Origin of the sequence: Parvibaculum sp. (assembly GCF_019635935.1) — a bacterium.
Classification (GTDB): domain Bacteria; phylum Pseudomonadota; class Alphaproteobacteria; order Parvibaculales; family Parvibaculaceae; genus Parvibaculum.
Genome location: NZ_JAHBYN010000001.1, coordinates 1632910 through 1658432 on the forward strand (window position 1 = coordinate 1632910; position 25523 = coordinate 1658432).

Here is a 25523-nt window from a genome sequence, read left to right on the forward strand (position 1 = left end):
AATGCCGCAACGTCCGGCGGGCTGGACCCTCACGCCCCGTCCGGCTAGCCTCGCGATCCTCGGGGCCAATCAGCGGACAAGGACAAGATGCAGCGCGATCTCCACGCCATGAGTGCGACCGAATACGACCTCGTGGTGGTGGGCGGCGGCATCACCGGCGCCAGCGTCGCCTGGGACGCGGCGCTCAGGGGCCTGAAAGTGGCGCTGCTCGAAAAGGACGACTTCGCCCATGCAACGACGGCGGGATCGTCGAAGCTGGTGCATGGCGGGCTTCGCTATCTGGTCAACGGCGAATTGAAGCTGGTGCGCGAAAGCCTGCGCGAGCGCCGCCGCTGGGAGAACAACGCGCCGCATATGGTGCATCCGCTGCCCTTCGTGCTGCCGACCTATGGCTGGGGCATGTCGGGGCCGATCGTGATGTCGATCGGGCTGGCGCTCTACGATCTGCTCTCCTTCGACCGCAACTGGCTTTCCGACGACGACAAGAAGCTGCCGGGCTTCAAGCGCCTGTCGAAAGGCAAGGCGCTCGACCTCGTTCCGTCGCTGCCGCGCGAGGGGCTGACCGGCGCGATGCTCTACTACGATTGCCAGATGTTCGCGCCCGAACGGCTCTGCCTCGAATGTATCGAAGGCGCCGTCGAATATGGCGCCGACGCCGCGAACTATGCCGAGGTGACCGGCTTCGACAGCGAGGCGGCGATGGGAAACGGTGTGCGCATCAAGGGCATCACCGTCAGCGACCGGCTGACCGGCGAGACGCATCGCGTGCGCGGCAAGGTGGTGGTCAACGCCGCCGGGCCCTGGGCCGACAAGCTGATGGGCTTTGCCGACGACACGCCGGCCCGCCGCCTGATCCGCTCGAAGGGCATCCACATCATCACCCGCGCGCTGACCGGCGAAAACGCGCTGGCAATCAAGTCAAAGATCGGCGGGCACTTCTTCGTCATCCCATGGCGCGGCCACACCATCATCGGCACGACCGACACCGTGTTCGAGGAGGAACCCGACAAGGCCGGCGTGACCGAAAAAGACATCGCCGATTTCCTGCGCGTCGTGAATGACGGGCTGCCGGGGCTGAACCTGAAGCGCGCGGATGTGCTGCATTTTTATGTCGGCCTGCGCCCGCTGGTCGATACGACGCCGCAAGTGGCGGGCGAAGACGGCAAAAAGGACTCCTACAACGCGAGCCGCGCCGCAGAGGTTTACGATCACGCGCCGGAAGAGGCGATCGAGGGGCTGGTGTCGGCCATCGGCGGCAAGTGGACGACATCGCGCCACCTCGCCGAACAGGTGGTGGACCTCGCGCTGAAGAAGCTCGGCAAGACGGCGAAATGCGAAACGCATTGCACGCCGGTCTATGGCGGCGAAATCGGCCGCCTGAAAAGCTTCATCGCGCGCGCGAAACTGCGTCACGCGCATCTGCCGGGCGATGTGGTGGAAAACCTTGTCGCCTTCTATGGCAGCCGCATCGACGAGGTGCTGACAACCGCGACGGAACGCCAGGGCGAGAGCGAGGAATTGCTGCGCCGGCTCGGGCCCAACGTCGCCGAGATCGGCGCACAGGTGGTGCATGCGGTGCGCCACGAAATGGCGCGGCATCTGGCCGATGTCGTCTTCCGCCGCACCGGCCTCGGCACACTCGGCCATCCCGGCCCCGATGTCATCGCGCACGCCGCCGAACTGATGCGTCGCGAACTTGGCTGGGACGAAACCGTGACGGCGCGCGAAATCGCCGAAACGACCCGCGCCTTCGACACGCAATCCGCCAGCAAGGCCGCCGCATGATGCCGCATATCGCCGCCATCGTCAATCCGCGTTCAGGGGGCGGCCGCACGGGCCGCGCCTGGCGCGTGATCGCCGCCGCGCTCGAAAAGGAACTGGGGCCGGTGCGTGCGCATTTCACCGGCGGTCCCTCGACGCCGCATTTCCTGCCCGCCGCCGAGCTGACGCGCCGCGCGCTGAAGGACGGCGCGCAACTTGTCGTCGCGGTCGGCGGCGACGGCACCATCAACGAAGCGGTCAACGGCTTTTTCGAAAACGGATTGCCGGTCAACCCGGAAGCGCATTTCGCCATTCTGAATGCCGGCACGGGCGGCGACTTCCGCCGCACCTTCGACCTGCCGCAGGACGCCGAGGGCTGCGTCGCGCGCATCGCCGCCGGCACGGCGCGCAAGATCGACATCGGCAAGCTGACTTTCGTTTCGGAAGACGGAAGCGAGGCGACGCGCTATTTCGACAATATCGCGAGCTTCGGCCTGTCGGGCGAAACGGTGCGCGCCGTCAACCGCGCCACCTGGCCGAAAATGCTGGGCGGCAACTTCGCCTTCTTCTGGGCGACGCTGACGACCGCGATGCGCCACAACACGCGGCCGGTGCGCATCACCACCGATACGGGCTTCGACGCGACGCTGAATATCGGCCTCGGCGCCGTCGCCAACGGACGCTATTTCGGCAGTGGGCTGAAAATGGCGCCTGACGCCGAACCCGATGACGGGTTGTTCGATCTCGTCGTGATGCGCGACCTCACCTTCATGGACCTTTTGACCGGCACGGGGTCGATGAAGGAGGGCACGCATATCGGGGGCGAGAAAGTCTCGCACACGCGCGCCAAATGGGTGATGGCGACACCGATGGGCGCCGAGCCGGTGCTGCTCGATGTCGACGGCGAAGGGCCGGGCCGCCTGCCGGCGCGTTTCGAAATCATGCCGCAGGCGCTGACGCTGCGCTGCTGAAAAAGAAAAGACGGGAAGAAACATGACCATCGACCGACAGACGCTGCGCTGGAACGGCTGGGGCCCGGTGAAGCAGCCGAACCCGCTGCCCGCCGACGCCGCCCAATGGAGCTGGATCGAGGAAACGCTCGGCATGAGCCGGCTGCCGCTGACGCCGGCGATGCCGCTGGCCGACATCCGCCTGCCGCATTGCCGCATTTCCAACGCGACGCAGGAAAAGCTGCGCGGCATTGTCGGCGACAACCAGTTCCGCACCGACGAATACGAACGCGCCTTTCACGCGCGCGGCAAGTCCTATCACGACCTGCTTTATGTACGCGCGGGCAAGCTCGACATGGCGCCCGACGCCGTCATCTATCCGCGCGGGGCCGAGGAAACGCTCGCCATCGTCAAGCTCTGCGCCGAGGAAGGCATCGCACTGATCCCCTATGGCGGCGGCTCGTCGGTGGTGGGCGGCATCAATGCGGTCTCGAAAACGCTCGGCGGCGCCGTGCTGACGCTCGACACGACGCTGATGACGCGCATCGTGCAGATCGACAAGGTGTCGATGACGGCGCGCATCGAGGCCGGTATCTACGGGCCGGCGCTTGAGGAACAGTTGCAGGCGCATGGCGTGACGCTCGGCCATTATCCGCAGAGCTTCGAATATTCGACGCTGGGCGGCTGGATCGCGGCGCGCGGCGCGGGGCAGCAATCCAACCGCTACGGCAAGGCCGAGAAATGGCTGGTCTCGGCGAAGCTCGCGACGCCGAAAGGTTTCTGGACGACCGAGGCGACGCCCGCCTCCGCCGCCGGCCCGAACCTCAACCAGCTGGTCGCGGGTTCGGAAGGCACGCTCGGCGTCATCTGCGAGGCGACGGTGAAAATCCATGACCTGCCGGAGCGCAAGGATTATCGCGGCTATCTGTTCAAGAATTTCGCCGCCGGTGTCGAGGCGGCGCGGCGCATCAACCACGCCGAAATTCCGGTCGCAATGGTGCGCCTGTCGGACGCGCCCGAAACCTATTTCTTCCAGACTTTTTCCGCGACGGGCTCGGGCGGACTGAAGGCCAAGCTGCAACGCGCCTATCTGAAAATGAAGGGCTTCGACGACGCACCCTGCCTGATGCTGATCGGCCATGAAGGCGAGAAGGACACGGTGATCTGGGCGCAGGAGCAGACCGAAGCGATCTGCAAACGGCTCGGCGCGCTGGCGCTGGGCACCGGGCCCGGCAAGCGCTGGTTTCACGGCCGCTTCAACGGTCCGGCGATCCGCGACCCGATGATGGATCGCGGCATCGGCGTCGACACGCTCGAAACCTCGACGCGCTGGTCGAACATTGCCAATCTGCACGAGAAGGTCGTGGCCGCCATCGACGGCGCGATGAGCGCCAACATGCCCGAGCAACATGCGCGCGGCATTGTGATGGCGCATGTCAGCCATTCCTATCCCGACGGATCGAGCCTCTATTTCACCTTCATCTTCCCGCGCCAGCTCGACCGCGAAATCGCGCAATGGCAGGCGATCAAGCGCGCCGCCTCCGACGCGATCCTGATGAACGGCGGCACGATCAGCCATCATCACGGCGTCGGCACCGACCATGTGCCGTGGCTGGCGGAGGAAAAAGGCGAGATCGGTATGTCGCTGCTGAAAGCGACGAAGCGCGAGATGGACCCGAAAGGCGTGATGAATCCGGGAAAGCTGTTCGCCTAGTCTCCCGCCACAATCTCGCGCGCCAGAACCAGCGCCTCGTCGATGCCGGGGACGAGCCTGACCAGCGGATCGGCGGTGACGCCCATCTTGCGCAGGATGAGACGCGGCTGCTTCTGGAGGCCGGTAATCAGCACGGCCGTGCCGTGACGGCGGCAACGCGCGATCAGCGTATCGATGGCGGACGCGCCCGAGGCATCGATCATCGGCACGGCGCGCATCCGGAGGATCAGCACGCGCGGCGGCGCGCCGATGCGGTCGAGCGTTTCGCCGAGCCGCATCGCGACACCGAAAAAGAACGGCCCCCGGATGACGCTGGAGACGACGCCCGGCGGCAGCTCATGTTCCTCGACCGGGCGCTGGAGATGCGGCGCGTCGTCGGCAACATCCTCGTCGATGACCTTGAGATCGGCCTGCACCTCGACCGCCTCGGACATGCGGTGCATGAAAAGAACGGCCGCAAGCACGACGCCGACCTGGATCGCAACCGTCAGATCGACCGCAACGGTGAGCGCGAAAGTGATGAGCAACACGGCGCGGTCGCCGGCCGGCGCCTTCATCAAATGGCGGAACTTGTCGATTTCGCTCATGTTCCAGGCGACCACCAGCAGCACGGCGGCGAGCGCCGCCAGCGGGACGAAACCGGTGAGCGGCCAGAGGAAAAGCATGAAGGCCAGAATGAAAACCGCATGCAACATGCCGGCAACGGGCCCGCGCGCGCCGGCGCGGATGTTGGTGGCGGTGCGCGCGATGGCGCCGGTCGCCGGCAGACCGCCGATGCCGGCCGAGGCGCAATTGGCGATGCCCTGCGCGATGAGCTCGCAATTGGAGCGGTGACGCCGCCCGGTCATGCTGTCGGCGACCATGGCCGACAGGAGCGACTCGACACCGGCCAGAAAGGCGATGGTGAAGGCGCTCGGGAATAGCGTGACGATCCGCTCCATCGTCACATGCGGGAAATCGGGCAGCGCGAAGCTGGGTTCGAGCCCGGCAAACCGCGATCCGATCGTGTCGGTCTCGATACCGAGCGACGCGACGGCGGCGGCGGCGACCACAACCGCGATCAGGAAGGCCGGCCATTCGGGACGATAGCGCCGCACCAGCAGAATGATGGCGAGCGCACCGAGCGCCACCGCAAGCGTCGGCGCCGCGACGCCCGGCAGCGCCGCGCCGAGCGCCATGACCTTCTCGAAAAACTCGGCCGGCTCGTGGTCGAGCGACAGCCCCAGGAAATCCTTCACCTGGCTCACCGCGATGATGACCGCGATGCCGGCGGTGAAGCCGGTGACGACCGGCTGCGGCACATATTTGATGAAGGCGCCGACGCGCAGCAGCCCCGCGCCGACCAGCATGATTCCGGCCATCGCGGTCGCGATGACAAGGCCGTCATAGCCGTGGATCGCGATGACGTTGAAGACGACGACGACGAAGGCGCCGGTCGGCCCGCCGATCTGGTAGCGGCTGCCGCCAAGCGCCGAAATCAGGAAGCCGGCGACGACCGCGGTGATGAGGCCCTTGTCGGGCGTCGTGCCGCTGGCGATGGCAAGCGCCATGGCGAGCGGCAGCGCGACGATGGCGACCGTCAGACCGGCGATGAAATCGGCGCGGAAGGCCGCAAAGCCGTAGCCCTCGCGAAGCACGGTGACGAGCTTCGGGACGAGAAGCGACGAGGATGGCGGCGGCGCGGGCGCCCGCTGCGACATGACGATGTCTCCGGGTCTTCGGCCGGGCGGCGGAAGGCCCCGATGCGCGTCGGCCTCAGGCGGCGCCGTCGACGAGACGGCGGAGTTCGGCCTTGGCTATTTTCTCGAGCGTGGAGCGCGGGAACGAGTCGACAATCCGAATTTCGCGCGGGCGCTTGAAATCCGCAAGGCCCTTCTCGCAGGCCGCCATGACCTGCGCCTGAAGGTCGCGGGGCGCCGCCGCCTCGCCGCCCGGCACCAGCAGGAAGGCAACCGGCACTTCATCGAGCATCGGATCGCGTTTGGCGACGACGGCGCATTCCTGGATGCCCGGCACCGTCATCACCACACGTTCGATCTCGGAGGCCGCGACGTTCTCGCCGCCGACCTTCAGCATGTCCTTGTCGCGGTCGGCGAAGGAGATGAAACCGTCCTCGCCCAGCGTCACGCGGTCGCCGGTGATGAAATAGCCTTGTTCGTCGAAACTCTTCGCGGTCGCTTCCGGGTTGTTCAGATATTCGGCGAAGAGCGACAGGCCCGGCACGCCGCGCACCAGCAGCTCGCCGGTTTCGCCGGGGTCGACCGGCGTTCCGTCCTCGCGCAGGATCGCGATTTCGTAGGAAGTCGCCGGCTTGCCGATCGACATTGGACGATTGGGCAGATGCACGTCGCCGACAATGCCGTGGGTGATCGTTTCGGTCATGCCCCACCAGCCGATCGTCTTGACGCCGAAATGCACATCGGTCGGTGGCGCCGAAATGCCGTTGCCCCAAATCCGGTAGCTGTGCGACTTCGGCTTTTCCTGTCCCATCAGCGCGCGCACGCAGAACGGCACCATCGAGGTCCATGTACAGCCATGTTTCGCCGAAACGCGCCAGAAACGCGACGCCGAAAAGCGCGGCTGCAACACCACCGTCGCGCCGACCCAGAGCGCAGCCAGCACCGAATAGGACTGCGCATTGGTGTGGAAGAGCGGCAGATAGGTGAGATGCACGTCGGACGGACGGAGGTCTTCATGCATCGCACAGAGCTTGGCGCCCCAGAGCGCATTGGCATGCGTCCAGACAACGCCCTTGGGCCGCGAGGTCGTGCCCGACGTGTACTGAACGCCGACCGGCAGCATCGGATCGGGCGCGCGAAGCGGTGCATCGGCGGGATCGCCGTAAAGCGCGGCGAAGCTTTCGGACTTCGGCGGACGGTTCGCATCCTTCGGCGCCGCGCCATTATCGGTCACGGTGACGGCAAGCCATTTGATGTTCTTGCAGGACGACGCCACAAGCGAAGCGAAACCCGGCTGCGTGATCGCGCCGACAACGGCCGCGTGCTCGCTGAAATAAATCAGATCGTCGGCGACCGAGCGCGCATTGGTAGTGACGGCGACCGCGCCGAGATGGGCGCAGGCATACCAGGCGATCAGGCTTTCGGGACAATTGTCGAGATGGATCAGCACACGCTCGCCGGCTTTGACGCCGCGCGCCTTGAGCCCGGCGGCCACTGCCTGCACCTCATGCGCAAAGGCGCGATAGCTCCAGGTCTTGGCCTCGCCCTCGAAGGGCTCCCAGATCAGGAAGGGATGCGCGCCCCGCGCCGCGACATGCACCGCAAGCAGATGCGGCACGTCGAAATTCGAGAACGGATGAATGAGTGGCGCGCGCAATGCCGGCATGATCGTCTCCCCCCCGCGTCAGGCCAGCGCTTCCTTCAACGCCTTGGCCGCCGCCTTCACCGCGTCGCGCGCGACGTCGAGCGCGCCCTGCAGGTTGAAGAAGCCGTGGATCATGCCTTCGTAGTTGACATATTCGACGGCGACGCCCGCCTTCTTCAGCGCCTCGGCATAGGCCTTGCCCTCGTCGCGCAGCACGTCGAAGCCGGCGGTGACGACATAGGCCGGCGGCAACCCGGCAAGCGAGGCGGCGCGCAACGGCGAATGACGCGCATCCTCCGCCTCCGCGCCGGCGCTTGTGACGTAGTGGTTCCAGAACCAGTCCATGCCCTCGGCTTCGAGAAAATATCCTTCCGCGAAATCCTTGTAGGATTTCGTGCCGCGCGGTGCGTCGGTCACTGGATAGATCAGAAGCTGGAAGGCAATGTGCGGGCCCTTGTCGGCTTTCGCCTGCAACGCGATGGCGGCGGCGAGATTGCCGCCGGCGCTGTCGCCCGCGACCGCGATACGGTTGGGATCGATGCCGATTTCGGAGGCGTTCTTCTCCACCCATTTCACGGCGGCCAGGCAATCGTCGAAGGCGGCGGGAAAGGGATGTTCCGGCGCAAGGCGGTAATCGACCGCGATCACCTTGCAACCCGCCTCGTTGGCAAGTGTACGGCACAGCGCGTCATGCGTGTCGAGATCGCCGATCACCCAGCCGCCGCCATGGAAGTAAACCAGCGCCGGCACCGTGCCGCCGGCCGCAACAGGCGTGTAGATGCGGACGGGAATGTCGCCTTCAGGTCCGGGGATCGCGCGGTCTTCGACCTTGCCGATGGCGACGCCCTGCAGGTCCATCGCCTGCGCCATCGCGCGATACATTTCGCGGCCCTGCGCGGGCGGCAGGTCGATCAGGCGCGGCGCATCCGGATCGGCGGCCAGCGCATCGAGGATCGCTTTCGCCTGTGGATCGAGTGACATGAGAACGGGCCCCCTGTTGAATTCAAGAGGCCCGTTTTAACCGGCGCGGCGTCCGCGCGCCAAGCGGCAAGTTTGTCAGTGCAGGATATGGCCCTCGCGGCTCATCCGGCCCTCGACCATGTCCTCGACGACCCGACGCAGCGTCCGCCACGCGTCCGCCCGCATCTTCTCGCCGATTTCCTCGAGTTCCTCGACCGCCGTGTCGGCATAGGCAAGCGCCTTGCGGCCATGCGTGTCGACCATATAGGCGGCGAGCAGGTTGATTTCGTGGTCGGTAATCATCGGGGAACTCCGGTTGGGCTTGAAGCGATTGCCAAACGGATTGCAACCCGCGGGCCAGCCGAAGCCGGCCCGGATTTCCTTTCATTTCAAGGTGTTAGCGGTGGGACGCCGCGCGCGCCCCGGCAGGGCTTGCCGCGCCGGTTAAGGAATCGGGAGGATTCTGCCGGTTCAGCCCGAAAAACCGCCTTCGTCGAGGAAGCTCTGCTCCTCCGGCGTGGTGCGGCGGCCGAGCACGGCATTGCGATGCGGGAAGCGGCCGAAGCGGCGGATGATGTCGGCATGTTCGACGGCGTGGCGCATGGTGTCGGGATCGTCGAGACGTTCGGCGAAATAGACGAGGCCGCGCTCCTGCGCCGCGAGGTCTTCCGAATGCATGTAGGGCATGTAGAACCATTTGCGCGCCGTCTGCGGCGTCTCGACGTCGAAGCGGCGGCGCACGCACTCGTCGGCCAGCGCCAGCGCTTTTGCGTCCTGCGCGAAGGCGCGGTGGTCGTTACGCCAGAGATTGCGCGAGAACTGGTCGAGCACCAGGATCAGCGCCAGCGCGCCGCGCGGCTCGTCCGCCCAGCCGTCATGCCTGCCGGCAACCGCCTCGCCATGCAGCGCACCGAACGAACGGCGGATATCGGCATCGAAGGCATCGCTCTTCGTGAACCATTTTTCCGGCCCGGCGGCGAACCAGAAATCGAGCACATCGCGCGGGCGGACGTTCTCCGCCATCAGACGACGATCACGTCTTCGGGCGCGGGCTCGGCATAGAGCCGCTCGACGAGAGGCGCGCGGCGCGATGCCGTGGCCGCCTGATTGACATAGCCCTTGTCGGTGATTTCGTGACCGTCGATTGAGGGCGGCTCCAGCATCAGGTGAATGCGCGCGATGCGCGTCGAGGAACCGCCGCCCGCCTTGTTGTGGCGCGCCAGCGCCTCGCGCAGATGCGCGGCAACCTTCGGATGCGCGATCGCTTCTTCCGGCGCGGCGTCGTCGGCGAGCCCCGCAATCTTGCGCGCCGCCGCGACGTTCGGCCAGGCGAGCAGCGCAATGTAAGGTTTGTCGAGGCCGCAGACGACCGCGTCCTGTATGAGCGGCGTACAGGCGGCGACCGCGTCGGCGCGGAGCGTGCCGGTCGAGACCCAGGTGCCGGAGGAAAGCTTGAAATCCTCCGTCACGCGGCCGTCGAACACGAGGCCGAGCTCGGGCTTGCTCTCGTCGAGGAATTTCGCCGCATCGCCGAGGCTGTAGAAACCTTCTTCGTCGAAAACTTCCGCGGTCTTTTTCGGATCGTTGAGATAGCCCGGCGTCACCGTCGGGCCCTTGACGCGCACTTCGAGCTTGGCGCCGTTCGGCACCAGCTTCAGCGTGATGCCCGGCACCGGCAGGCCAACAAGGCCGACGCGCTCCGTCACCCAGTGAACGACGGTGATGCCTTGCGTCTCGGTCGCGCCGTACATCGTGGTCAGCGGAATGCGGAACCCGGTCTCGGCGACAGCGAGCGCCTGCATCCGGTCGTAGATGTCGCTCGACAGCGTCGCACCGCCATAGCCCATATATTCGAGATTGCGGAAGAAATTGGCGCGCAAAGTCGGGTCGCGCTCCATCGCGTCGGCAAGCATCGCGAAAGCGACCGGTGCCGAGCCGAAGACGCGGGGCGACACGTCGCGCAGATTGGCGATGGTCTGGTCGAACATGCCGGGGATCGGCTTGCCGGCATCGAGATAGACCGTGCCGCCGGCATTCATGTTGCCGTTGAAGCCGATATTGCCGGCCGAGATGTGATTCCACGGCATCCATTCGAGGCTTTGCGGAACTTCGTCCGGGTCCGGCGCTTCGCTGCGCAATGCCTCGCCGGCGGCGATCTGCGCCATCATCATGCGATGCGTCTGGATGACGCCTTTCGGCATGCCGGTCGAACCGGAGGTGAAGAGATATTTCGCCACCGTGTCGTGGCCGATCTTTTCCATCGATGCGGCAACGGCATTGCTGACCGGCATCGCGACGAGATCGTCGAAGGATGTGGCGCCCGCGACGCTGCCGGTGCAGGTGACGATCTCGGCGCCTTCGCCGACCGCCGCGATGGCCTTGCCATAGAGATCGCCGTGATCGGCAAAGATCATCTTCGGCTTCGTCAGCCCAACGACATGGCGCAGCTTCGAGAAATCCGAACTCATCAGCGAATAGGGAACGCTGACCGGCGCGACCGGCACGCCCGCCTTCATGGCGCCGAGCGCCATCACCGCATGGGCGATCGAATTGCTCGAAAGCACCATCAGCGGCGTGTCGGCATTCATGCCGCGCGCCAGCAGCGCACTTGCCACCGCATTGGCCTTCACATTGGCCTCGCCATAGCCGATGAAACGCCAGGCGCCATCCGGTCCGCGCTCGCCAATGAAACGGCGCTGCGGATGCATCGCGGCGCGTTCCTCGAGAATGTGGACGACGCTGCGCTTCATTTCGCCGAGCGGATAGTCGGACGAAATATAGAAAGTGCCGTCGCTCTCGCGGCGGACGGAGATTTTCGGCGGCTTCTGCTTCAGCGGCTTGAACGGCGCCGGCGCGTCTTGTTCGGCAAGGCTCATGGTCGCTCTCCCGTCGAATATGAATATCGTGCCGGTGCCCGCGCCGGTCAGTTGACCATGCGCGTGCGACCTTCCCAGTAAGGCGCGCGCAGCTCGCGCCGCAGGATCTTGCCCGACGGGTTGCGCGGCAGCGCCTCGATGAAGTCGACCGATTTCGGCACCTTGTAGCTGGCGATACGCGTCTTGGCGAAGGCAATGACATCTTCGGCCGACGCCTTCTGGCCGGGCTTCAGCACCACGATGGCCTTGACCGCCTCGCCCCATTTCTCGTCCGGCACGCCGATGACGGCGGCGTCCGCGATCGCCTCATGGCCGAACAGCGCATTCTCGACCTCGGCCGGATAGATGTTCTCGCCGCCCGAAACGATCATGTCCTTCACCCGGTCATGGATGAAGAGATAACCCTCCGTGTCGAAAAAGCCGGCATCGCCCGTATAGAACCATCCGTCGCGGATGGCGTCTTTCGTGGCGTCGGGCCGGTTCCAGTAGCCCTTCATGATCGAGGCGCCGCGAATGACGATCTCGCCGACATCGCCGACGGGCACGCTTTCGCCCTTGTCGTCGACAACGCGCACATCCATGCCCGGATTCGGCACGCCGCAGGAGCGCAGCTTGCCGCGCGCCGGATCATGCGCTTCCGGCGGCAGGTTGGTCGCGCCGCCCGCCGTTTCGGTGAGGCCGTAGACCTGCACGAAATCGGCGCCCTTGAAGGTTTCCTGCGCCCGCCGAAGCACGTCCTCGGCAATCGGCGAAGCGCCATAGATGATCTGGCGGACCGACGACACATCGGTCGTGCCCATGTTCGGCTGCTGGAGCAGGAACAGGATCACCGCCGGCACCATGAAGGCGATGTTGATTTTCTCGCTTTCGATCAGCTTCAGGATCGCCTGCGGATCGACATCCTTGAGAATGATGTTCTTGCAGCCGTGGATATTGCCGATCAGGCCGATATTGACGCCGGCGACGTGGAACAGCGGCATGCAGACCAGCGCCACTTCGCCCTGGCCCCAATTGGCCCAGCCGGCCTTCTCGCCCTGATCGAAAATCGAGAGATAATTGGCATTGGTCAGCTGCACACCCTTCGGGTGCCCGGTCGTGCCGCTGGTATAGAGCTGGATCACATCGTCGTCGGCGTCAGCCGGCAGCATCGGATCGGCATCGCTGGCCGCGTTGCGCCAGTCGTCGAACGAGGTCCAGTCGTTGCGGCCGCCATCGAGCGCCACGACCTTGCGCACGGTCGGACATTCCGGCAGCACCTTCTCGACCATGTCGTAGAATTCCGCGCCGACGAAAAGGATCTCGGTGCGGCTGTCGTTCAGCACATAGACAACCTCGGGCGCGGCCAGCCGCCAGTTGACGCCGACCACGACGGCCTTGGCCTTGAAGGCGCCGTAGAGCATTTCGAAATAGCGGTCCGACCCCTTGCCCATGAAGCCGATGCGCGCATCGGGCTTGCAGCCATCTGCGATCAGCGCCTGTGCGACCTGGCTGGCGCGGCGGTCGAGCTCGCCATAGCCGGTCTCCCGGCCTTCGAAGACCTGCGCGATGCTGTCGGGCGCCGCCGCAGCCCAGACGCGGGTAATGTCCGCGACCGAACGCACCTGTGCCGTGTTCGCCATGCTGAAACTCCTCCCCTTGATCCCTGGCCTGGCGTCAGCTCTTCGCCCGCCGGCACTTGTTGGGCGCGAGTTTACCTACCCCGCCGGACGGGGCAAGCAAAGCCGGCACGCCCTTTCATGCGGCCGGAAGTCCTCTTGCCGCTGGACGCAGGGGCGCCGCCGGTTAGACTGACCGCAACAAGAACATCAATTTTCCGGGAGGAACGACAGACGATGGCCCGCATCCCCTATTTCGATCCGGCCAAGGCCGAAGGCCGCGCCAAGGCGGTCTACGAGAAGCTGCCCAACCTCAACATTTTCCGCATGCTCGGCCATTCGGGCGACATGATCGACGGCTTCATCAAGCTCGGAAATGCAATCCTGATCCACAGCGAACTCGATCCGGTCTTGCGGGAAATCGCCATTGTGCGCACCGGCGTTCTGCGCGGCTCGAAATACGAGGTCTATCAGCACGAGGCGATCTCGCGGAAGCTTGGCATGTCCGAGGAACTCATCAAGGCGATCCACGAAGGGCCGGAGGCACGGGTCTTCGACGAGACGCAACGCCAGGTGATGCGCTTCACCGACGATGTGGTGAAGAACACCCGCGCTTCCGACGCAACCTTCAATCCGCTGGCCGAAAAACTCGGCCACAAGCAATTGCAGGAGCTGGTCGTGACCATCGGCTTCTACACGCTTGTCTCGAACTTCCTCGAGACCTTCGATGTCGATATCGAGGATGCGGGGCATAAATCGGGCGTCAAGCTGCCGGGCATGCAGGACTGACCATGGCCCGCATTCCCTATCCCGATCCGGCGACGCTCGCGCCCGAGGCGCGCGCCCTGCGCGAAAGCCTGCCGCAACTCAACATTTTCAAAATGATTTCCGGCAGCGGCCCCTCGTTCCTGCCCTTCATGGCGCTGGTCAACGCCTATCTCAATGACGGGCTGCTCGATACCGAACTGCGCGAACTGGTGATCCTGCGGGTCGGCCATCTCTGCGGCTCGGCCTATGAACAGCACCAGCACCGCCGCGTCTCGCGCATGATCGGCATGTCGGAGGCGCGCATCGACGCGGCGGCGGGCGCGCTGCCCTCGCCGCATCTGAACGACACGGAAAATGCCGTGCTCGCCTTCACCGACGACCAGGTGGCGAACGTCAAGGCCGACGCGAAGCTCTTCGCCGCCGCGCATGCGGCGCTCGGCGACGCCGCGATGCAGGAACTCGTCATCATCATCGGCATCTATCTTCTCGTCTGCCGCTACCTCGAAACCTTCGAGATCGAACTTGAGGAAAAGGACATCGAGACGAGCGGCCTCGATGAAATCAGGCGGAGCATGAAGAACAATGGCTGACGGTGGATTCGTACAGGCGCTGCCGCCCGAATCGACCGGCGAGGCGCCGGGCCGAGGGCGGCTGAAGGGCCGGCGCATTCTGGTCGTCGGCGGCGGCCAGCGCGTGCTCGACGCGGCGACCGACCCCGTCGGCAACGGCCGCGCCATGTCGATCCTCTTTGCCCGCGAAGGCGCCAGCGTTGCGGTTGCCGATATGAACAAGGCGTCCGCCGACGAAACGGCGGCAAAGATCGCGGCGGAGGGCGGCAAGGCAAGCGCCATCGTGGCCGATATTTCAAAGCCGGACGACATTCCGCGCATGATCGCGGAAGCCGAAAAGGCGTTGGGAGGTCTTGACGGCCTCGTGCTCAATGTCGGCATCGGCGTCGGCGGCCTCGGCCTCGAAGGCGCAACGCCGGAAGACTGGGACAAGGTGCTGGGCGTCAACCTGCGCGGGCCGATGCTCTGTTGCAAGGCGGCGTTGCCGCGGCTGGCCGACGGCTCGCCGGTCGTTTTCATTTCGTCGATCGCGGGGCTCATCGCCGGATCGCGCCTGCCGGCCTATGACGCCTCGAAGGCAGCACTTGGCGGGCTGATGCGTCATGTCGCGCTTGAAGGTTCGCGGCGCGGCATCAGGGCCAACATTGTCGCGCCGGGTCTGGTCGACACACCGCTTGGAAGGCTGGCAATGCAGGGCCGCCCATCGCGCGGCCGGACGCCCGTGCCCTTCGGACGGCAGGCGACCGGCTGGGAAATCGCCAACGCGGCGCTCTTCCTCGTCTCCGACGAAAGCGTCTACATCACCGCGCAGACGCTCGCCGTCGACAGCGGCCTCACCGGCATTTCTTAGGGAGCAGGAACATGGGTCTCGGACTGAGCCGCTTTCAATACACCAGGGGCCTGCACGATCTCGGCAATGGCGGCTACGCATGGCTGCAGCCGGATGGCGGCTGGGGCTGGTCGAATGCCGGTTTGATCGTCGATAGCGGCGAGAGCTTTCTGGTCGACACGCTGTTCGACGTGCCGCTGACGCGCGACATGCTCGCCGCGATGCGCAAGGCCGAGCCGAAGGCAGCAGCGAAGATAAACACCGTCGTCAACACCCATCACAATGGCGACCACTGCAACGGCAATGAATGCTGCGCCGGCGCCGAGATCATCGCCCACAAGCTCGCCGTCGAAGCCATGCGCCACGAGCCGCCGGCGCTGCTGGCCGGTTTCCTCGACATGGCACCCGGCCTCGGCGACCTCGGAAAATACGTGACGCAATGTTTCGGCGCCTTCGACTTCAAGGGCGTGACGCAGACCTTGCCGACAACGACCTTCGAAACCGAGTTGACGCGCCATGTCGGCTCGAAGGAAATCCGCATCATGCATGTCGGCCCCGCGCACACGCCGGGCGATGCGCTGGTCTATGTGCCGGCCGACAGAACGGTTTTCACCGGCGATATTCTCTTCATCGAAGGCCACCCGATCATGTGGGAAGGCCCGGTCTCGAACTGGATCGCGGCCTGCGACAAAATTCTGGCAATGGATGTGGAAACCGTCGTACCGGGCCACGGGCCGATCACCGGCAAGAACGGCGTCAAGGCGGTGCGCGACTATCTGGTCTATGTGCGCGACGAGGCGAAGAAACGTCACGACGCCGGAATGACGACGCTGGAGGCGGCACTCGACATCGACATGACCGATTACGACAGCTGGGGCGACGGCGAACGCATCGTCGTCAACGTCGCGACGCTCTACAAGGAATTCAACGGCGACCAAACGCCCAACGACGCGGTGACGCTGTTCGGCCAGATGACCGAAGTCGCGAAGAAGAAAGGCATCCTGAGAAGCTGACCGGATACGTCGCTTTGACGTTGCGTCACGTCACGCAGGCGTGATCTTCCGCCCGTGGACAGCACCCGACGGCGCGCCGATGATCGCGCAAACGGAACGGGGGACCCGCCATGCCGACACTCTACGAACATCCGCTTTCGCCCTATGCGCAGAAAGTGAAAATCTCGGCGCGCGAGAAGGGCGTCGAGCTGACGCTGAAGACACCGGACGGCATTGGTGCAGGAACCTCACAAGGCGAGTTCGTTGCCGCCAATCCGCGCGCCGAGGTGCCGGCGCTGATTGACGGCGACGTGCGGGTTTTCGATTCGACGATCATCCTCGAATATCTCGAGGACAAGTACCCGGCACCGCCAATGCTGCCGGCCGCGCCGGCCGCGCGCGCCAAGGTCCGCATGATCGAAGATGTTTGCGACACGCATTACGAGGCGATCAATTGGGGCCTCGGCGAAATTGCCTACTTTCGCCGCGCGTCAGGCGCGAAGGCCGCCGAGATTCAGGCCCGCGCCGCCGAACAGACGGCGCGCATCCACACCTGGCTGACGCGCCAGCTCGGGCAAGCCGACTGGCTCAATGGCGACAGCTTCGGCTGGGGCGACCTCGCGGTCGTGCCCTATGTTAACGGCTCGGCCGGTTTCGGCAACGCACCCGACGAAGGCTCGGCCCTCGGTCGCTGGCTCACCCGCGTCAATGCGAGGCCAAGCGTCGCGCAGACGGCGAAGGAAGCCCGCGACAGCATCGCCGCCATGGCACAGGTCGCGAATGTGCTGGAACAAGGCCTCTTCAAGCGCGAATATCGCGACCACCGTCTTGAATGGATGATGAAGACCGGCGGCGTCGAAATCGTTCTCGACGGCCTGAAGAAAGACAACATCCGCTTCAGTCACGACTTCGAATAGGAACGCCCATGTCCGCCGACGCATCTTCCATCATTCTGCATCAGTACGACATCTCGCCCTTCTCGGAGAAGGTGCGCGTGGTCTTCGGCATCAAGGGCCTCGACTGGTTTGCCTGCGACGAGCCCGTCATCATGCCGAAGCCCGAACTCGTGGCGCTGACCGGCGGCTACCGGAAAATTCCGGTCATGCAGATCGGCGCCGACATTTATTGCGACACGCAGATCATCATACGCGAGCTCGAACGCCGCTTCCCGAAGCCGTCGATCTTCACCGGTGGCGACAAGGGCCTCGGCTGGGGCATGGGGCTGTGGACCGACCGCAGCTTTTTCATGGCGGCTGTCGCCGTCATTTTCGGCAATGCGCCGGACGCGATGGGCGAGGATTTCAAGGCCGACCGCACCAAGCTGATGGGACGCCCCTTCGACACGGAAGCGATGAAAGCGGGCGCACCGCTGATGGCCGAACAATTGCGCGCCAATTTCGGCTGGCTTGAGGAGCAACTGGCGGATGGCCGAAAATTCCTGATGGGCGAGGCACCGGGCATCGCCGATGCCAATGCCTATTACAATCTGGCCTTCATCCGCTGGATCGTGCCGGCCGCGATGAAGAGTGCCGAGGCGATGCCGCATCTCGCCGCCTGGGAGAAACGTGTGACCGCAATCGGCCATGGAAACCGGCAGGAAATTTCGCGCGACGCCGCGCTCGATATCGCGAAGTCCGCTACCTCCATCGAAGTCGTGAAGGCCGATCCGGGCGAACCCAATGGTCTGAAGCCCGGCGACAAGGTGACCGTCATGGCCGACGATTACGGCCGCGACCCGATTGCGGGCGAGCTTGTTTCGTCCTCGGCGCAGCATATCGCCTTGAAGCGCAGCGATCCGCGCGTCGGCGACGTGGTGGTGCATTTCCCGCGCGCGGGCTTCCTCGTCATGCGCAGCTGACATGACACCGGAACTCGGAACGATCGAAGGTTTCTACGGGCGGCCATGGACGGCTGAAGAGCGGGCCGCGAACATTGCCTTTCTCGCGGAGCACGGATACGGGTTTTACCTCTACGCGCCGAAAGCCGACACTTTCCTGCGCCGCCGCTGGGCCGAGCCGCACCCGAAGGAAATGGCCGACGATCTCGCGCGCCTTGCCGCGCAATGCCGCGACGCGGGCGTCCGCTTCGGCGTCGGATTGAGCCCCTATGAGCTTTATCTGAATTTCGACGCCGCCGCCCGCGAGGCGCTGGCTGAAAAGCTCGCTTTCCTCGATGCGATCGGATGCGTCGACCTCGCAATCCTGTTCGACGACATGCGCGGCGACATCGAGGGTCTTGCCGACAAGCAGATCGAAATTGTCGACTGGATTGCCGCGCGCACCGGCGCAAGCCGCCTCATCACATGCCCGAGCTACTACACCGACGACCCGATCCTCGATCGCGTCTTCGGCGCCCGTCCGCCCGGCTATCTCGAAGCCTTGGGTGCGCGGCTCGATCCGGCCATTGAAGTTTTCTGGACAGGCCCGCGCGTCTGCTCGAAGGAACTTCCCGTGGATCATCTGGCGCGCACCGCCGACACGCTGCGCCGCAAGCCCTTCATTTGGGACAACTATCCGGTGAACGACGGCCAGCGCATGTCGCCCTTCCTGCACCTGCGCGCCTTCACCGGCCGCGTGCGCGAGATCGGTGACAAGATCGCGGCGCATGGCGTCAATCCGGCGTCGCAAGCAATGCTGAGCCGCATTCCGATGCTGACGCTCGAAATGCTCTACCGGGATGCCGCCTATGATCCCGTCAATGCTTTCCGCGCCGCCGCCGAGGAAATCTGCGGACCGGCGCTCGCGCAGATGATCGGCGAAGACCTCGCGGCCTTTCAGGATCGCGGCCTGAATGAAATGACGGACAAGGAAAAGGCGGCGCTGCGTTCCCGCTACGCCGCCTTCGATCATCCTTGCGCCCGCGAAATCGCCCTCTGGCTCGAGGGCCACTGGCGCATCACCGACGAAATCGTCCAGACCCAGTGACGGTCAGCGGGCCGTCATGCCCCCGTCGATGACCAGTTCCGAACCCGTCATGTAGCGCGACTCGTCGGACGCCAGATACACGATACCGGCGGCAATGTCGGCCGGCACACCGGCATAGCCGAGCGGCGTGGTGGCGGCAATTGCATTGGGATCGATTGCGTTGGCGCCCTCGGCGATCGGCAGCACGCTGGACGCGATCGCATCGGTGCCGCCCGGCGTCATCTTCTGCCAGATTGCCGTTTCGATAATGCCCGGATGCACTGAATTGACGCGGACATTCATCTGTCCTTGCGCGCATTCGAGCGCCACCGCCTTGGTGAAGAGCCGGACGGCGCCCTTGGTCGCGCAATAGCCCGCAAGCCCCGGCGCGCCCTGAAGCCCGGCGACCGACGAAATGTTGATGACCGAGCCGCCGCCCGACGCCGCGATCAGCGGGATGGCGTGTTTGACGCCGAAGAACACGCCATCGACATTGATCGACTGCTGGCGCGTCCATTCCTCGTAGGACATTTCGAAGATCGAGGCGCCGATGGCGATGCCGGCATTGTTGACGAGGATGTGAAGCCCGCCGAATTCGGCTTTGACGGCGGCCACGATTTCCGCCCAGCGCGCTTCGCTGGTGACATCGTGCTTGTGGGCCGAGGCCGTGCCGCCGGCCTTGCCGATCAGCGCCGCCGTCTCCTTCAAGCCCGCCTCGTCGACATCGGTGACGACGAGTTTCGCGCCCTCCGCCGCCAGCGCCAGCGCCGCGCCCCGGCCGATACCGCTCGCCGCGCCCGTTACCAGCGCCACCTTGCCGCTTACCCGTCCCATGTTTCGTCTCCCGGTTTTGCCTGTTTTGGCCGATACTCTTTCAGCGTTTGGATCAATGTTCTAGGGTATCCCCCCTAGCGCCGCAACGGCCCACCCCACCCCCTGCTTGCAGAAAAATGTACTGTGGTCTATTTTCTGCCGGACAGCGCGATGTAGAAAGCTGGAGGATGAAACCGTTGAAATCCGCCGAGATCGAAACGGAAGCGCCGCCCCGCCGCGCCGGCAAGAAGGAGCGGACGCGGCAGGAAATCTACCGGACAGCCATGCGCCTTTTCGGCGAGCATGGCTATGACGGCGTCACCATCGAGGACATTTGCGGCGGCGCCGGCATCGCCAAGGCGACGTTCTTTCTGCATTTCGCCAGCAAGGCCGCGCTGATCCATGCCTTCAACGACGAAATCACTGCCTCTCTGTCCGAAAAGCTGGCGACGCTGGACGGCACGGCCGAAGAACAGCTCAACTTCCTTTCGTCCGTCTTCGAGGAAGCCTGGCAGAACAACGCCGTCGTCATGCGCAAGATGCTGAACGAATATCTCGACCAGCCGGCAGCGCATCTCGTGACGTCGCAATTGAACGAAAGCGTCATCGACCTTGTGGCCGCGGTCTTGCGGCGCGGGCAAGCGCGCGGCGAATTCCGCCGGAACTTCACGCCGGAAGTCGGCGCCGCGGCCATCGTCGCGACATGGAGCGCGCTGACAGCCTGGTGGAGCGCCCATCCGGAAGCCGACACCTCGGCCTTCAATCGCGAATTTCTCGACATCGCGCTGAACGGCTTCAAGGTCAAGGCGACCGCAAAGACATAGAAATCGACAACAGGGAAACTTCAGGAAAAGGAAATCCAATGGCCGGCACAAAAATGCGCTTCGGCGCCTTCATCGCCCCCTTTCACCCGCTCGACGAAAATCCGACCCTCGCGCTCGAACGCGATATCGAACTCGTCCAGTGGATGGACAAGCTCGGCTACGACGAAGCCTGGATCGGCGAACATCATTCGGCCGGCTACGAGCTGATTGCGAGCCCGGAGCTCTTCATCGCAACGCTTGCCGAACGCACAAAGCACATCCGTCTCGGCACCGGCGTCTCCTCGCTCCCCTATCACCATCCGCTGATGCTGGCCGACCGCATCAACCAGCTCGACCACATCACGCGCGGACGCGTGATGTTCGGCGTCGGGCCGGGCGCGCTTCCCTCTGACGCTTTCATGATGGGCATCGAGGTCGCGAAGCAACGCGACATGATGGACGAGGCGCTCGACGTTCTGGTGCCGCTGTTGCGCGGTGAAACCGTGACGGCGAAGACGAGCTGGTTCGAACTCAACAACGCACGCCTGCAGATGACGCCCTACTCGCGCCCCGGCGTCGAGATCGCGGTCGCAAGCCAGGTTTCGCCGACGGGCGCCACGGCCGCCGGCAAGCACGGCGTTGGTTTGCTTTCGATCGGCGCGACATCCGCCGGCGGCTTCAACGCACTCGCCACCAACTGGGCGATCTGCGAAGACACGGCGAAAGACAACGGCAAGACGGTCGACCGCAATGCCTGGCGTCTCGTCGGCCCCGTCCACATCGCGGAAACACGCGAAAAGGCGCGCGAGAATGTCCGCTTCGGCCTCGAAAAGTGGCTCTACTATTTCCGCGAAGTGGCCGCCCTGCCGCTTGCGCCGACCGACGGGTCCGATCCTGTCGACGCACTGATCAATTCCGGCATGGCCGTCATCGGCACGCCGGACGATGCGATCGCGCAGATAGAACGCCTCAAGCAGCAGTCGGGCGGCTTCGGTTGCTTCATGCAGCTTGCCCACAACTGGGCCGACTTCGACAACACGAAGAAGTCCTACGAATTGATGGCGCGTTACGTCTTCCCGAAATTCCAGGAGACGAACGTCAACCGCGAAGCCTCGCTCGACTGGGCGCGCACCAACCGCGAGACCTTCATGGGCCAGGCAATGATGGCGGTCGGCAGCCGCGTCGCCCAGCACATCGAGAAAAAGGGCACCGAAAACATCCGCCCCGAAATCCTCGAAGCGATGGGCCTCGGCAAGAAGCCCGACGCCGCGCAGTAAAAGAAGCATACGCAAAAGCAAAGGGCGGCTCGCAAAGAGCCGCCCTTTTTCGTTTCCGGCGGTGAAATCTAAAGTCTCATTGCACCGGCGCAGATCTGTCCGTAAAGCCCCTGATCGACCGGGACATATTTCTTTTGCACCGGGCAATTGAAGTAAACCGGGTCGGGCACGACCGAGGGATCGAAACCTTCTTTCACCAGTTCGACCTTGCGGTGCTTGAACGTGCCGGTGATCTCGATTTCAGGCTGCAGCCGCACGAAAACCGGCACCGCATAATCCGGCAGTTCCTTCTGCATCTGGTCGCGGAAACGGTCGAGATCGAGCGAACCGTTCTCGGCAACGATCGAGGCCATGCCGGCGCGGCCATCGGCGCCGGGAACATGAACGCCGTAGACATTGGCTTCCTTGACGCCCGGAAAGACCGAAATCGCTTCGGCCACTTCCGACGTCGCAACGTTCTCACCCTTCCAGCGGAAAGTATCGCCGATACGATCGACGAAATAATAGTAGCCCCGCTTGTCCTGACGCAGCAGGTCGCCAGTGCGGAACCACTCGTCGCCCTTCTCGAAGACGTCGCGCAGGATTTTCTTTTCGGTCTCTTCCTTCTTGGCGTAACCGTCGAACCGGCCGGTCGGCTGGTCGGGATCGTTGCTGATCCGCCCCAGCGCCTCCCCGGCCTCGCCCGGCTCGGCCGCGATGCAGAACCCGTCCGGCCCACGCACTGGCTTCTCGTTTTCGATGTCGAACTTGACGATTTCGACATTGAACTTTTTCTTCGCCCAGCCCGGCACACGCCCGATGGCGCCCTGCGTGCCGTCGAAATTCATCAGCGCCACATTGCCTTCGGTCGCGCCGTAGAATTCCAGAATGTGCGGAATCTTGAAGCGCTTCTGGAAGGCCGGCCAGATTTCGGGGCGCAACCCGTTGCCGATCACCATGCGCAGCTTGTGCTTGGTTTCCTTCGGGTGCTTGTCGGTGTTGAGCAGGTAGCGGCAAAGCTCGCCGATATACTGGAACAACGTCGCGCCGTATTTATGCGTATCGTCCCAGAAATTCGTCGCCGAAAACTTCTGCCGGATGATGACGGAGCCGCCGACGGTCAACGTCGCGCCGACCGCACAAACGCCTCCCGCCGAGTGATAGAGCGGCAGAACCACATACATGCGGTCCTTCTCATTGGTGTTCGCCGCCGCCGCGAAGGCCGCCATCATCGTCATCAACCGCACATGCGGGATGCGCGCCGCCTTCGGGTTGCCCGTCGTGCCGCTGGTGTAGATGTAAAGCGCATCGTCTTCGGTCGTGAGACCCGCGCGGAAATCGCCCGGCAGCGCATCGCCCGACTGCTGTTCCAGCGCCGCGTCGAGATTGTTGGCACCCTGCACATTGCCGCCCGTCGCCCAGACCGCCATCGGCCGTTCGAGCTGATCGCTCGCCGTCGAATAATTCTCGGCAAGTTCGGCCCCGAGGATCAGATGATTGGCATTCGAGATGTTGAGGCAGTGGGCGAGCGGGCCCTTGGTGAGGTTGGTGTTGATCAAGGCCGCCGTCGCGCCCGCCTTGATGACGCCGAGCCAGGCGACGAGATATTCCGGCCTGTTCTCCATCATCAGCGCAACCACATCGCCGCGACCCAGACCTTGATCCTTGGCCCAGCGGGCATAGCGGTTGGCCGCCTCGTTGTATTCGCGGTAGGTGATCTTCCGGTCTTCGAAATAGATCGCGATATTGTTTGGCTTCGTCCGCGCCAGCTCCTCCGCCGTGTCGGCAAAGGTATGCGTCGTGTTCTCGCGAATTGTGGTTGCCTTTTTCAGCGTGCGGAGCGCCGCGCGCAGAAAGGTAATTTCGTTGCCGATCTGTTTGATCAGACCCATCCCCGTATCCCTCCGGTGCTGATAAAAGCCGCGTTCTTCTCGTTTTCTCTTTTATGCCCGTGGCCCCGCGCAACCGTCAAGAAAAGCCGGAGTTTTAGCGGTAAAATTGGCGTTAGTGCCGGCGGGCCGCTCGAAACGGGGGTGACAGCACGGCATCGCGCGGCCATCATCCGGCCGCCTGTCAAAGCCCTTCGGAGACGGACCCGGAATGGAAGAAAGCCGCGAAGATGCAGGCGAAATCCTGCTCGATGTGATCGGTCAGCAATGCCCGCTGCCGGTGCTGCGCGCCCGCAAACGGCTGTTACGGCTGGCGCCCGGCGCTCTTCTGCGCGTCTTCGCCAGCGATCCGGTGGCGCGCATCGACATGCCGCATTTCTGCAGCGAAGCCGGCCACGAGCTCGTCGAAATGCGCGACCGCGGCACCTGGATCGAATTCCTGATCCGCCGCGGCGCGAATATCCATGAAGAAGATGCGGATTTGGCGGCAAAGCCGGTGCGAAGCCTCTAGGCGAAGAATTCGTCCGCCAGGATCGCGTAGAGATATTCGTCGCGCCATTCCCCCTGAATGAACCGGCTCCGGCGCAGCGCCCCCTCGCGCCGCATACCGAGCCGCTCCATCACACGCGCCGACGCCTTGTTGCGCTGGTCGCAGGTCGCATAGATGCGTTGCAGCCCGAGCTCGCGGAAGCCGGCCTCCATCAGCGCCTGTGCCGCCTCGGCCGCATAGCCCTGCCCCCAGTAGTCCGGATGCAGCGCATAGCCGAGATCCCCGGTACGGCGCTCCCAATCGGCGAATTTGAGCCCCACACCGCCGATCAGGCGGGGCTTCTTGCCGTCGCGCAGCACGATGGCGAGATCGAAATTGACGCGCGGCTTCTGCTTCTGGTCGTCGAGGAAGCCGCGGACCGTCTCCCGGCTCTGCGTCAGCGTGTTCGGCCCCCAGATCAGGTGCCGCGTCACCTCCTCAAGCGAGGCATAGGCATGAACCTCGTCGAGATCGCGGGTGGTGAAATCGCGCAGCACGAGACGCGGCGTTCCGATCGGCAGCGACAGCGCGGGCGTTGCCGCCTTGCGGCCGCCGAGCCTCACCGGCTCCCCGCTTCGGCCAGCGCTTGCAATGCCGCTTTTTGCGGATCGCGAAAGCCGACCACGACATCGCCTTTCCCGTGCTCGAAAACCGGCCGCTTGATCAGCGCCGGATGCTCGGCCATCAGTTTCAGCGCCTCGGCCTCACCGACTTGCGCGGTCTTGCCTTTGGGCAATCCGCGCCATGTCGTCCCGGCCTTGTTGAGGAGCGTCTCCCAGCCCGCCGCTTTGGCAAAACGCCGGATATCGGCAAGCGCGATGCCGTCGGCGCGCAGGTCATGGAAGCGATGGGCGATACCGTGATCGTCGAGCCATCTCAAGGCCTTGCGGCAAGTGTCGCAGTTCTTAAGCCCGTAAACGGTCAGCACCGTTCCCTCCCCGCCAGCCTGATCGTGACAAGCATAGCCGGGACGCGGCAAAGACCAAGCGGTC

Annotated in this window: 24 protein-coding genes; 13 read left to right on the top strand and 11 right to left on the bottom strand. The window is 64.5% G+C overall.

Going from position 1 to position 25523, the window contains the following annotated elements; all coding sequences use genetic code 11:
* Positions 1-87 precede the first annotated feature (87 nt).
* Genes KF719_RS08150 through KF719_RS08160 form a run of 3 tightly spaced genes read left to right on the top strand, consistent with a single transcriptional unit; the run spans position 88 to position 4425 of the window.
* Positions 88-1785 carry a glycerol-3-phosphate dehydrogenase/oxidase gene (locus KF719_RS08150; protein WP_293508219.1) on the top strand — a complete coding sequence of 566 codons (1698 nt, stop codon included), beginning with the start codon at positions 88-90 and terminating at the stop codon, positions 1783-1785.
* Positions 1782-2732 (top strand): diacylglycerol kinase family protein, encoded by a 951-nt coding sequence (locus KF719_RS08155; RefSeq protein WP_293508220.1) that lies wholly within the window; start codon positions 1782-1784, stop codon positions 2730-2732. The genes KF719_RS08150 and KF719_RS08155 overlap by 4 nt, the downstream gene beginning before the upstream one ends.
* A 22-nt stretch (positions 2733-2754) precedes the next feature.
* Positions 2755-4425 (top strand): FAD-binding oxidoreductase, encoded by a 1671-nt coding sequence (locus tag KF719_RS08160; RefSeq protein WP_293508221.1) that lies wholly within the window; start codon positions 2755-2757, stop codon positions 4423-4425.
* Here KF719_RS08160 and KF719_RS08165 read toward each other — a convergent pair.
* The 7 genes from KF719_RS08165 to KF719_RS08195 form a co-directional block, all read right to left on the bottom strand.
* Complete coding sequence (locus KF719_RS08165) at positions 4422-6125, bottom strand: SulP family inorganic anion transporter (RefSeq protein ID WP_293508222.1); 1704 nt, start codon at positions 6123-6125, stop codon at positions 4422-4424. The genes KF719_RS08160 and KF719_RS08165 overlap by 4 nt on opposite strands.
* 55 nt (positions 6126-6180) lie before the next feature.
* A complete protein-coding gene (locus tag KF719_RS08170; RefSeq protein WP_293508223.1) occupies positions 6181-7770 on the bottom strand; it encodes an AMP-binding protein in 1590 nt (529 codons plus the stop codon).
* Between the two features lie 18 nt (positions 7771-7788).
* Positions 7789-8730: an alpha/beta hydrolase gene (locus KF719_RS08175; protein WP_293508224.1), complete on the bottom strand. Its 942-nt coding sequence runs from the start codon at positions 8728-8730 to the stop codon at positions 7789-7791.
* A gap of 75 nt (positions 8731-8805) precedes the next feature.
* Complete coding sequence (locus tag KF719_RS08180) at positions 8806-9012, bottom strand: hypothetical protein (RefSeq protein WP_293508225.1); 207 nt, start codon at positions 9010-9012, stop codon at positions 8806-8808.
* Positions 9013-9180: 168 nt separating this feature from the next.
* Positions 9181-9732, bottom strand: a complete 552-nt coding sequence (locus KF719_RS08185) for a DUF924 family protein (protein ID WP_293508226.1) — start codon at positions 9730-9732, stop codon at positions 9181-9183.
* The gene (locus tag KF719_RS08190) at positions 9732-11585 is read right to left on the bottom strand and encodes an AMP-binding protein (protein ID WP_293508227.1); all 1854 of its coding nucleotides are present in this window, start codon (positions 11583-11585) and stop codon (positions 9732-9734) included. Before KF719_RS08190 ends, KF719_RS08185 begins: the two co-directional genes overlap by 1 nt.
* Positions 11586-11632: 47 nt before the next feature.
* Positions 11633-13204, bottom strand: a complete 1572-nt coding sequence (locus tag KF719_RS08195; RefSeq protein ID WP_293508228.1) for a fatty acid--CoA ligase — start codon at positions 13202-13204, stop codon at positions 11633-11635.
* A gap of 213 nt (positions 13205-13417) precedes the next feature.
* Between KF719_RS08195 and KF719_RS08200 the strand changes: the two genes are divergently transcribed.
* The 7 genes from KF719_RS08200 (at position 13418) to KF719_RS08230 (ending at position 19262) form a co-directional block, all read left to right on the top strand.
* Positions 13418-13969 (top strand): carboxymuconolactone decarboxylase family protein, encoded by a 552-nt coding sequence (locus KF719_RS08200; RefSeq protein ID WP_293508229.1) that lies wholly within the window; start codon positions 13418-13420, stop codon positions 13967-13969.
* A 2-nt stretch (positions 13970-13971) separates the two neighbouring features.
* Positions 13972-14538: a carboxymuconolactone decarboxylase family protein gene (locus KF719_RS08205; RefSeq protein ID WP_293508230.1), complete on the top strand. Its 567-nt coding sequence runs from the start codon at positions 13972-13974 to the stop codon at positions 14536-14538.
* Positions 14531-15367 (top strand): SDR family oxidoreductase, encoded by an 837-nt coding sequence (locus tag KF719_RS08210; protein ID WP_293508231.1) that lies wholly within the window; start codon positions 14531-14533, stop codon positions 15365-15367. The genes KF719_RS08205 and KF719_RS08210 overlap by 8 nt, the downstream gene beginning before the upstream one ends.
* 11 nt (positions 15368-15378) lie before the next feature.
* Complete coding sequence (locus KF719_RS08215; RefSeq protein WP_293508232.1) at positions 15379-16359, top strand: MBL fold metallo-hydrolase; 981 nt, start codon at positions 15379-15381, stop codon at positions 16357-16359.
* Positions 16360-16469: 110 nt separating this feature from the next.
* Positions 16470-17255, top strand: a complete 786-nt coding sequence (locus KF719_RS08220) for a glutathione S-transferase family protein (RefSeq protein ID WP_293508233.1) — start codon at positions 16470-16472, stop codon at positions 17253-17255.
* An 8-nt stretch (positions 17256-17263) separates the two neighbouring features.
* On the top strand, positions 17264-18196 hold the full coding sequence (locus KF719_RS08225; protein ID WP_293508234.1) for a glutathione S-transferase family protein: 933 nt from the start codon (positions 17264-17266) through the stop codon (positions 18194-18196).
* 1 nt (position 18197) lies between these two features.
* A complete protein-coding gene (locus tag KF719_RS08230; RefSeq protein WP_293508235.1) occupies positions 18198-19262 on the top strand; it encodes a beta-N-acetylglucosaminidase domain-containing protein in 1065 nt (354 codons plus the stop codon).
* A 3-nt stretch (positions 19263-19265) separates the two neighbouring features.
* Here the strand turns inward: KF719_RS08230 and KF719_RS08235 are convergent, their stop codons facing one another.
* Positions 19266-20075 (bottom strand): glucose 1-dehydrogenase, encoded by an 810-nt coding sequence (locus KF719_RS08235; RefSeq protein WP_293508236.1) that lies wholly within the window; start codon positions 20073-20075, stop codon positions 19266-19268.
* Between the two features lie 167 nt (positions 20076-20242).
* Here KF719_RS08235 and KF719_RS08240 point away from each other — a divergent pair, with 167 nt between their 5' ends.
* Both KF719_RS08240 and KF719_RS08245 read left to right on the top strand, forming a co-directional pair.
* Entirely contained in the window at positions 20243-20878 is a 636-nt protein-coding gene (locus KF719_RS08240) for a TetR/AcrR family transcriptional regulator (protein ID WP_293508237.1), read from the top strand.
* A 38-nt stretch (positions 20879-20916) separates the two neighbouring features.
* Positions 20917-22134 carry an LLM class flavin-dependent oxidoreductase gene (locus KF719_RS08245; RefSeq protein WP_293508238.1) on the top strand — a complete coding sequence of 406 codons (1218 nt, stop codon included), beginning with the start codon at positions 20917-20919 and terminating at the stop codon, positions 22132-22134.
* A 68-nt stretch (positions 22135-22202) separates the two neighbouring features.
* On the opposite strand, the gene KF719_RS08250 is transcribed toward KF719_RS08245, so the two are convergent.
* Positions 22203-24005: a long-chain-acyl-CoA synthetase gene (locus tag KF719_RS08250; RefSeq protein ID WP_293508239.1), complete on the bottom strand. Its 1803-nt coding sequence runs from the start codon at positions 24003-24005 to the stop codon at positions 22203-22205.
* A 208-nt stretch (positions 24006-24213) separates the two neighbouring features.
* Between KF719_RS08250 and KF719_RS08255 the strand changes: the two genes are divergently transcribed.
* A complete protein-coding gene (locus KF719_RS08255) occupies positions 24214-24513 on the top strand; it encodes a sulfurtransferase TusA family protein (protein ID WP_293508240.1) in 300 nt (99 codons plus the stop codon).
* Here the strand turns inward: KF719_RS08255 and KF719_RS08260 are convergent.
* Together KF719_RS08260 and KF719_RS08265 are read right to left on the bottom strand one after the other, a co-directional pair.
* Complete coding sequence (locus tag KF719_RS08260) at positions 24510-25094, bottom strand: GNAT family protein (protein WP_293508241.1); 585 nt, start codon at positions 25092-25094, stop codon at positions 24510-24512. The two genes, KF719_RS08255 and KF719_RS08260, sit on opposite strands and share 4 nt — an antisense overlap.
* Positions 25091-25459, bottom strand: coding sequence for an arsenate reductase (locus KF719_RS08265; RefSeq protein WP_293508242.1), 369 nt, complete (start codon positions 25457-25459; stop codon positions 25091-25093). The genes KF719_RS08260 and KF719_RS08265 overlap by 4 nt, the downstream gene beginning before the upstream one ends.
* Positions 25460-25523: the final 64 nt, after the last annotated feature.

Excerpts from the sequence above, each read along its gene's own strand:
- KF719_RS08150 (WP_293508219.1), top strand. The coding sequence starts at position 88 with ATGCAGCGCGATCTCCACGCCATGAGTGCGACCGAATACGACCTCGTG.
- KF719_RS08155 (WP_293508220.1), top strand. The coding sequence starts at position 1,782 with ATGATGCCGCATATCGCCGCCATCGTCAATCCGCGTTCAGGGGGCGGC.
- KF719_RS08160 (WP_293508221.1), top strand. The coding sequence starts at position 2,755 with ATGACCATCGACCGACAGACGCTGCGCTGGAACGGCTGGGGCCCGGTG.
- KF719_RS08165 (WP_293508222.1), bottom strand. The coding sequence starts at position 6,125 with ATGTCGCAGCGGGCGCCCGCGCCGCCGCCATCCTCGTCGCTTCTCGTC.
- KF719_RS08170 (WP_293508223.1), bottom strand. The coding sequence starts at position 7,770 with ATGCCGGCATTGCGCGCGCCACTCATTCATCCGTTCTCGAATTTCGAC.
- KF719_RS08175 (WP_293508224.1), bottom strand. The coding sequence starts at position 8,730 with ATGTCACTCGATCCACAGGCGAAAGCGATCCTCGATGCGCTGGCCGCC.
- KF719_RS08180 (WP_293508225.1), bottom strand. The coding sequence starts at position 9,012 with ATGATTACCGACCACGAAATCAACCTGCTCGCCGCCTATATGGTCGAC.
- KF719_RS08185 (WP_293508226.1), bottom strand. The coding sequence starts at position 9,732 with ATGGCGGAGAACGTCCGCCCGCGCGATGTGCTCGATTTCTGGTTCGCC.
- KF719_RS08190 (WP_293508227.1), bottom strand. The coding sequence starts at position 11,585 with ATGAGCCTTGCCGAACAAGACGCGCCGGCGCCGTTCAAGCCGCTGAAG.
- KF719_RS08195 (WP_293508228.1), bottom strand. The coding sequence starts at position 13,204 with ATGGCGAACACGGCACAGGTGCGTTCGGTCGCGGACATTACCCGCGTC.
- KF719_RS08200 (WP_293508229.1), top strand. The coding sequence starts at position 13,418 with ATGGCCCGCATCCCCTATTTCGATCCGGCCAAGGCCGAAGGCCGCGCC.
- KF719_RS08205 (WP_293508230.1), top strand. The coding sequence starts at position 13,972 with ATGGCCCGCATTCCCTATCCCGATCCGGCGACGCTCGCGCCCGAGGCG.
- KF719_RS08210 (WP_293508231.1), top strand. The coding sequence starts at position 14,531 with ATGGCTGACGGTGGATTCGTACAGGCGCTGCCGCCCGAATCGACCGGC.
- KF719_RS08215 (WP_293508232.1), top strand. The coding sequence starts at position 15,379 with ATGGGTCTCGGACTGAGCCGCTTTCAATACACCAGGGGCCTGCACGAT.
- KF719_RS08220 (WP_293508233.1), top strand. The coding sequence starts at position 16,470 with ATGCCGACACTCTACGAACATCCGCTTTCGCCCTATGCGCAGAAAGTG.
- KF719_RS08225 (WP_293508234.1), top strand. The coding sequence starts at position 17,264 with ATGTCCGCCGACGCATCTTCCATCATTCTGCATCAGTACGACATCTCG.
- KF719_RS08230 (WP_293508235.1), top strand. The coding sequence starts at position 18,198 with ATGACACCGGAACTCGGAACGATCGAAGGTTTCTACGGGCGGCCATGG.
- KF719_RS08235 (WP_293508236.1), bottom strand. The coding sequence starts at position 20,075 with ATGGGACGGGTAAGCGGCAAGGTGGCGCTGGTAACGGGCGCGGCGAGC.
- KF719_RS08240 (WP_293508237.1), top strand. The coding sequence starts at position 20,243 with ATGAAACCGTTGAAATCCGCCGAGATCGAAACGGAAGCGCCGCCCCGC.
- KF719_RS08245 (WP_293508238.1), top strand. The coding sequence starts at position 20,917 with ATGGCCGGCACAAAAATGCGCTTCGGCGCCTTCATCGCCCCCTTTCAC.
- KF719_RS08250 (WP_293508239.1), bottom strand. The coding sequence starts at position 24,005 with ATGGGTCTGATCAAACAGATCGGCAACGAAATTACCTTTCTGCGCGCG.
- KF719_RS08255 (WP_293508240.1), top strand. The coding sequence starts at position 24,214 with ATGGAAGAAAGCCGCGAAGATGCAGGCGAAATCCTGCTCGATGTGATC.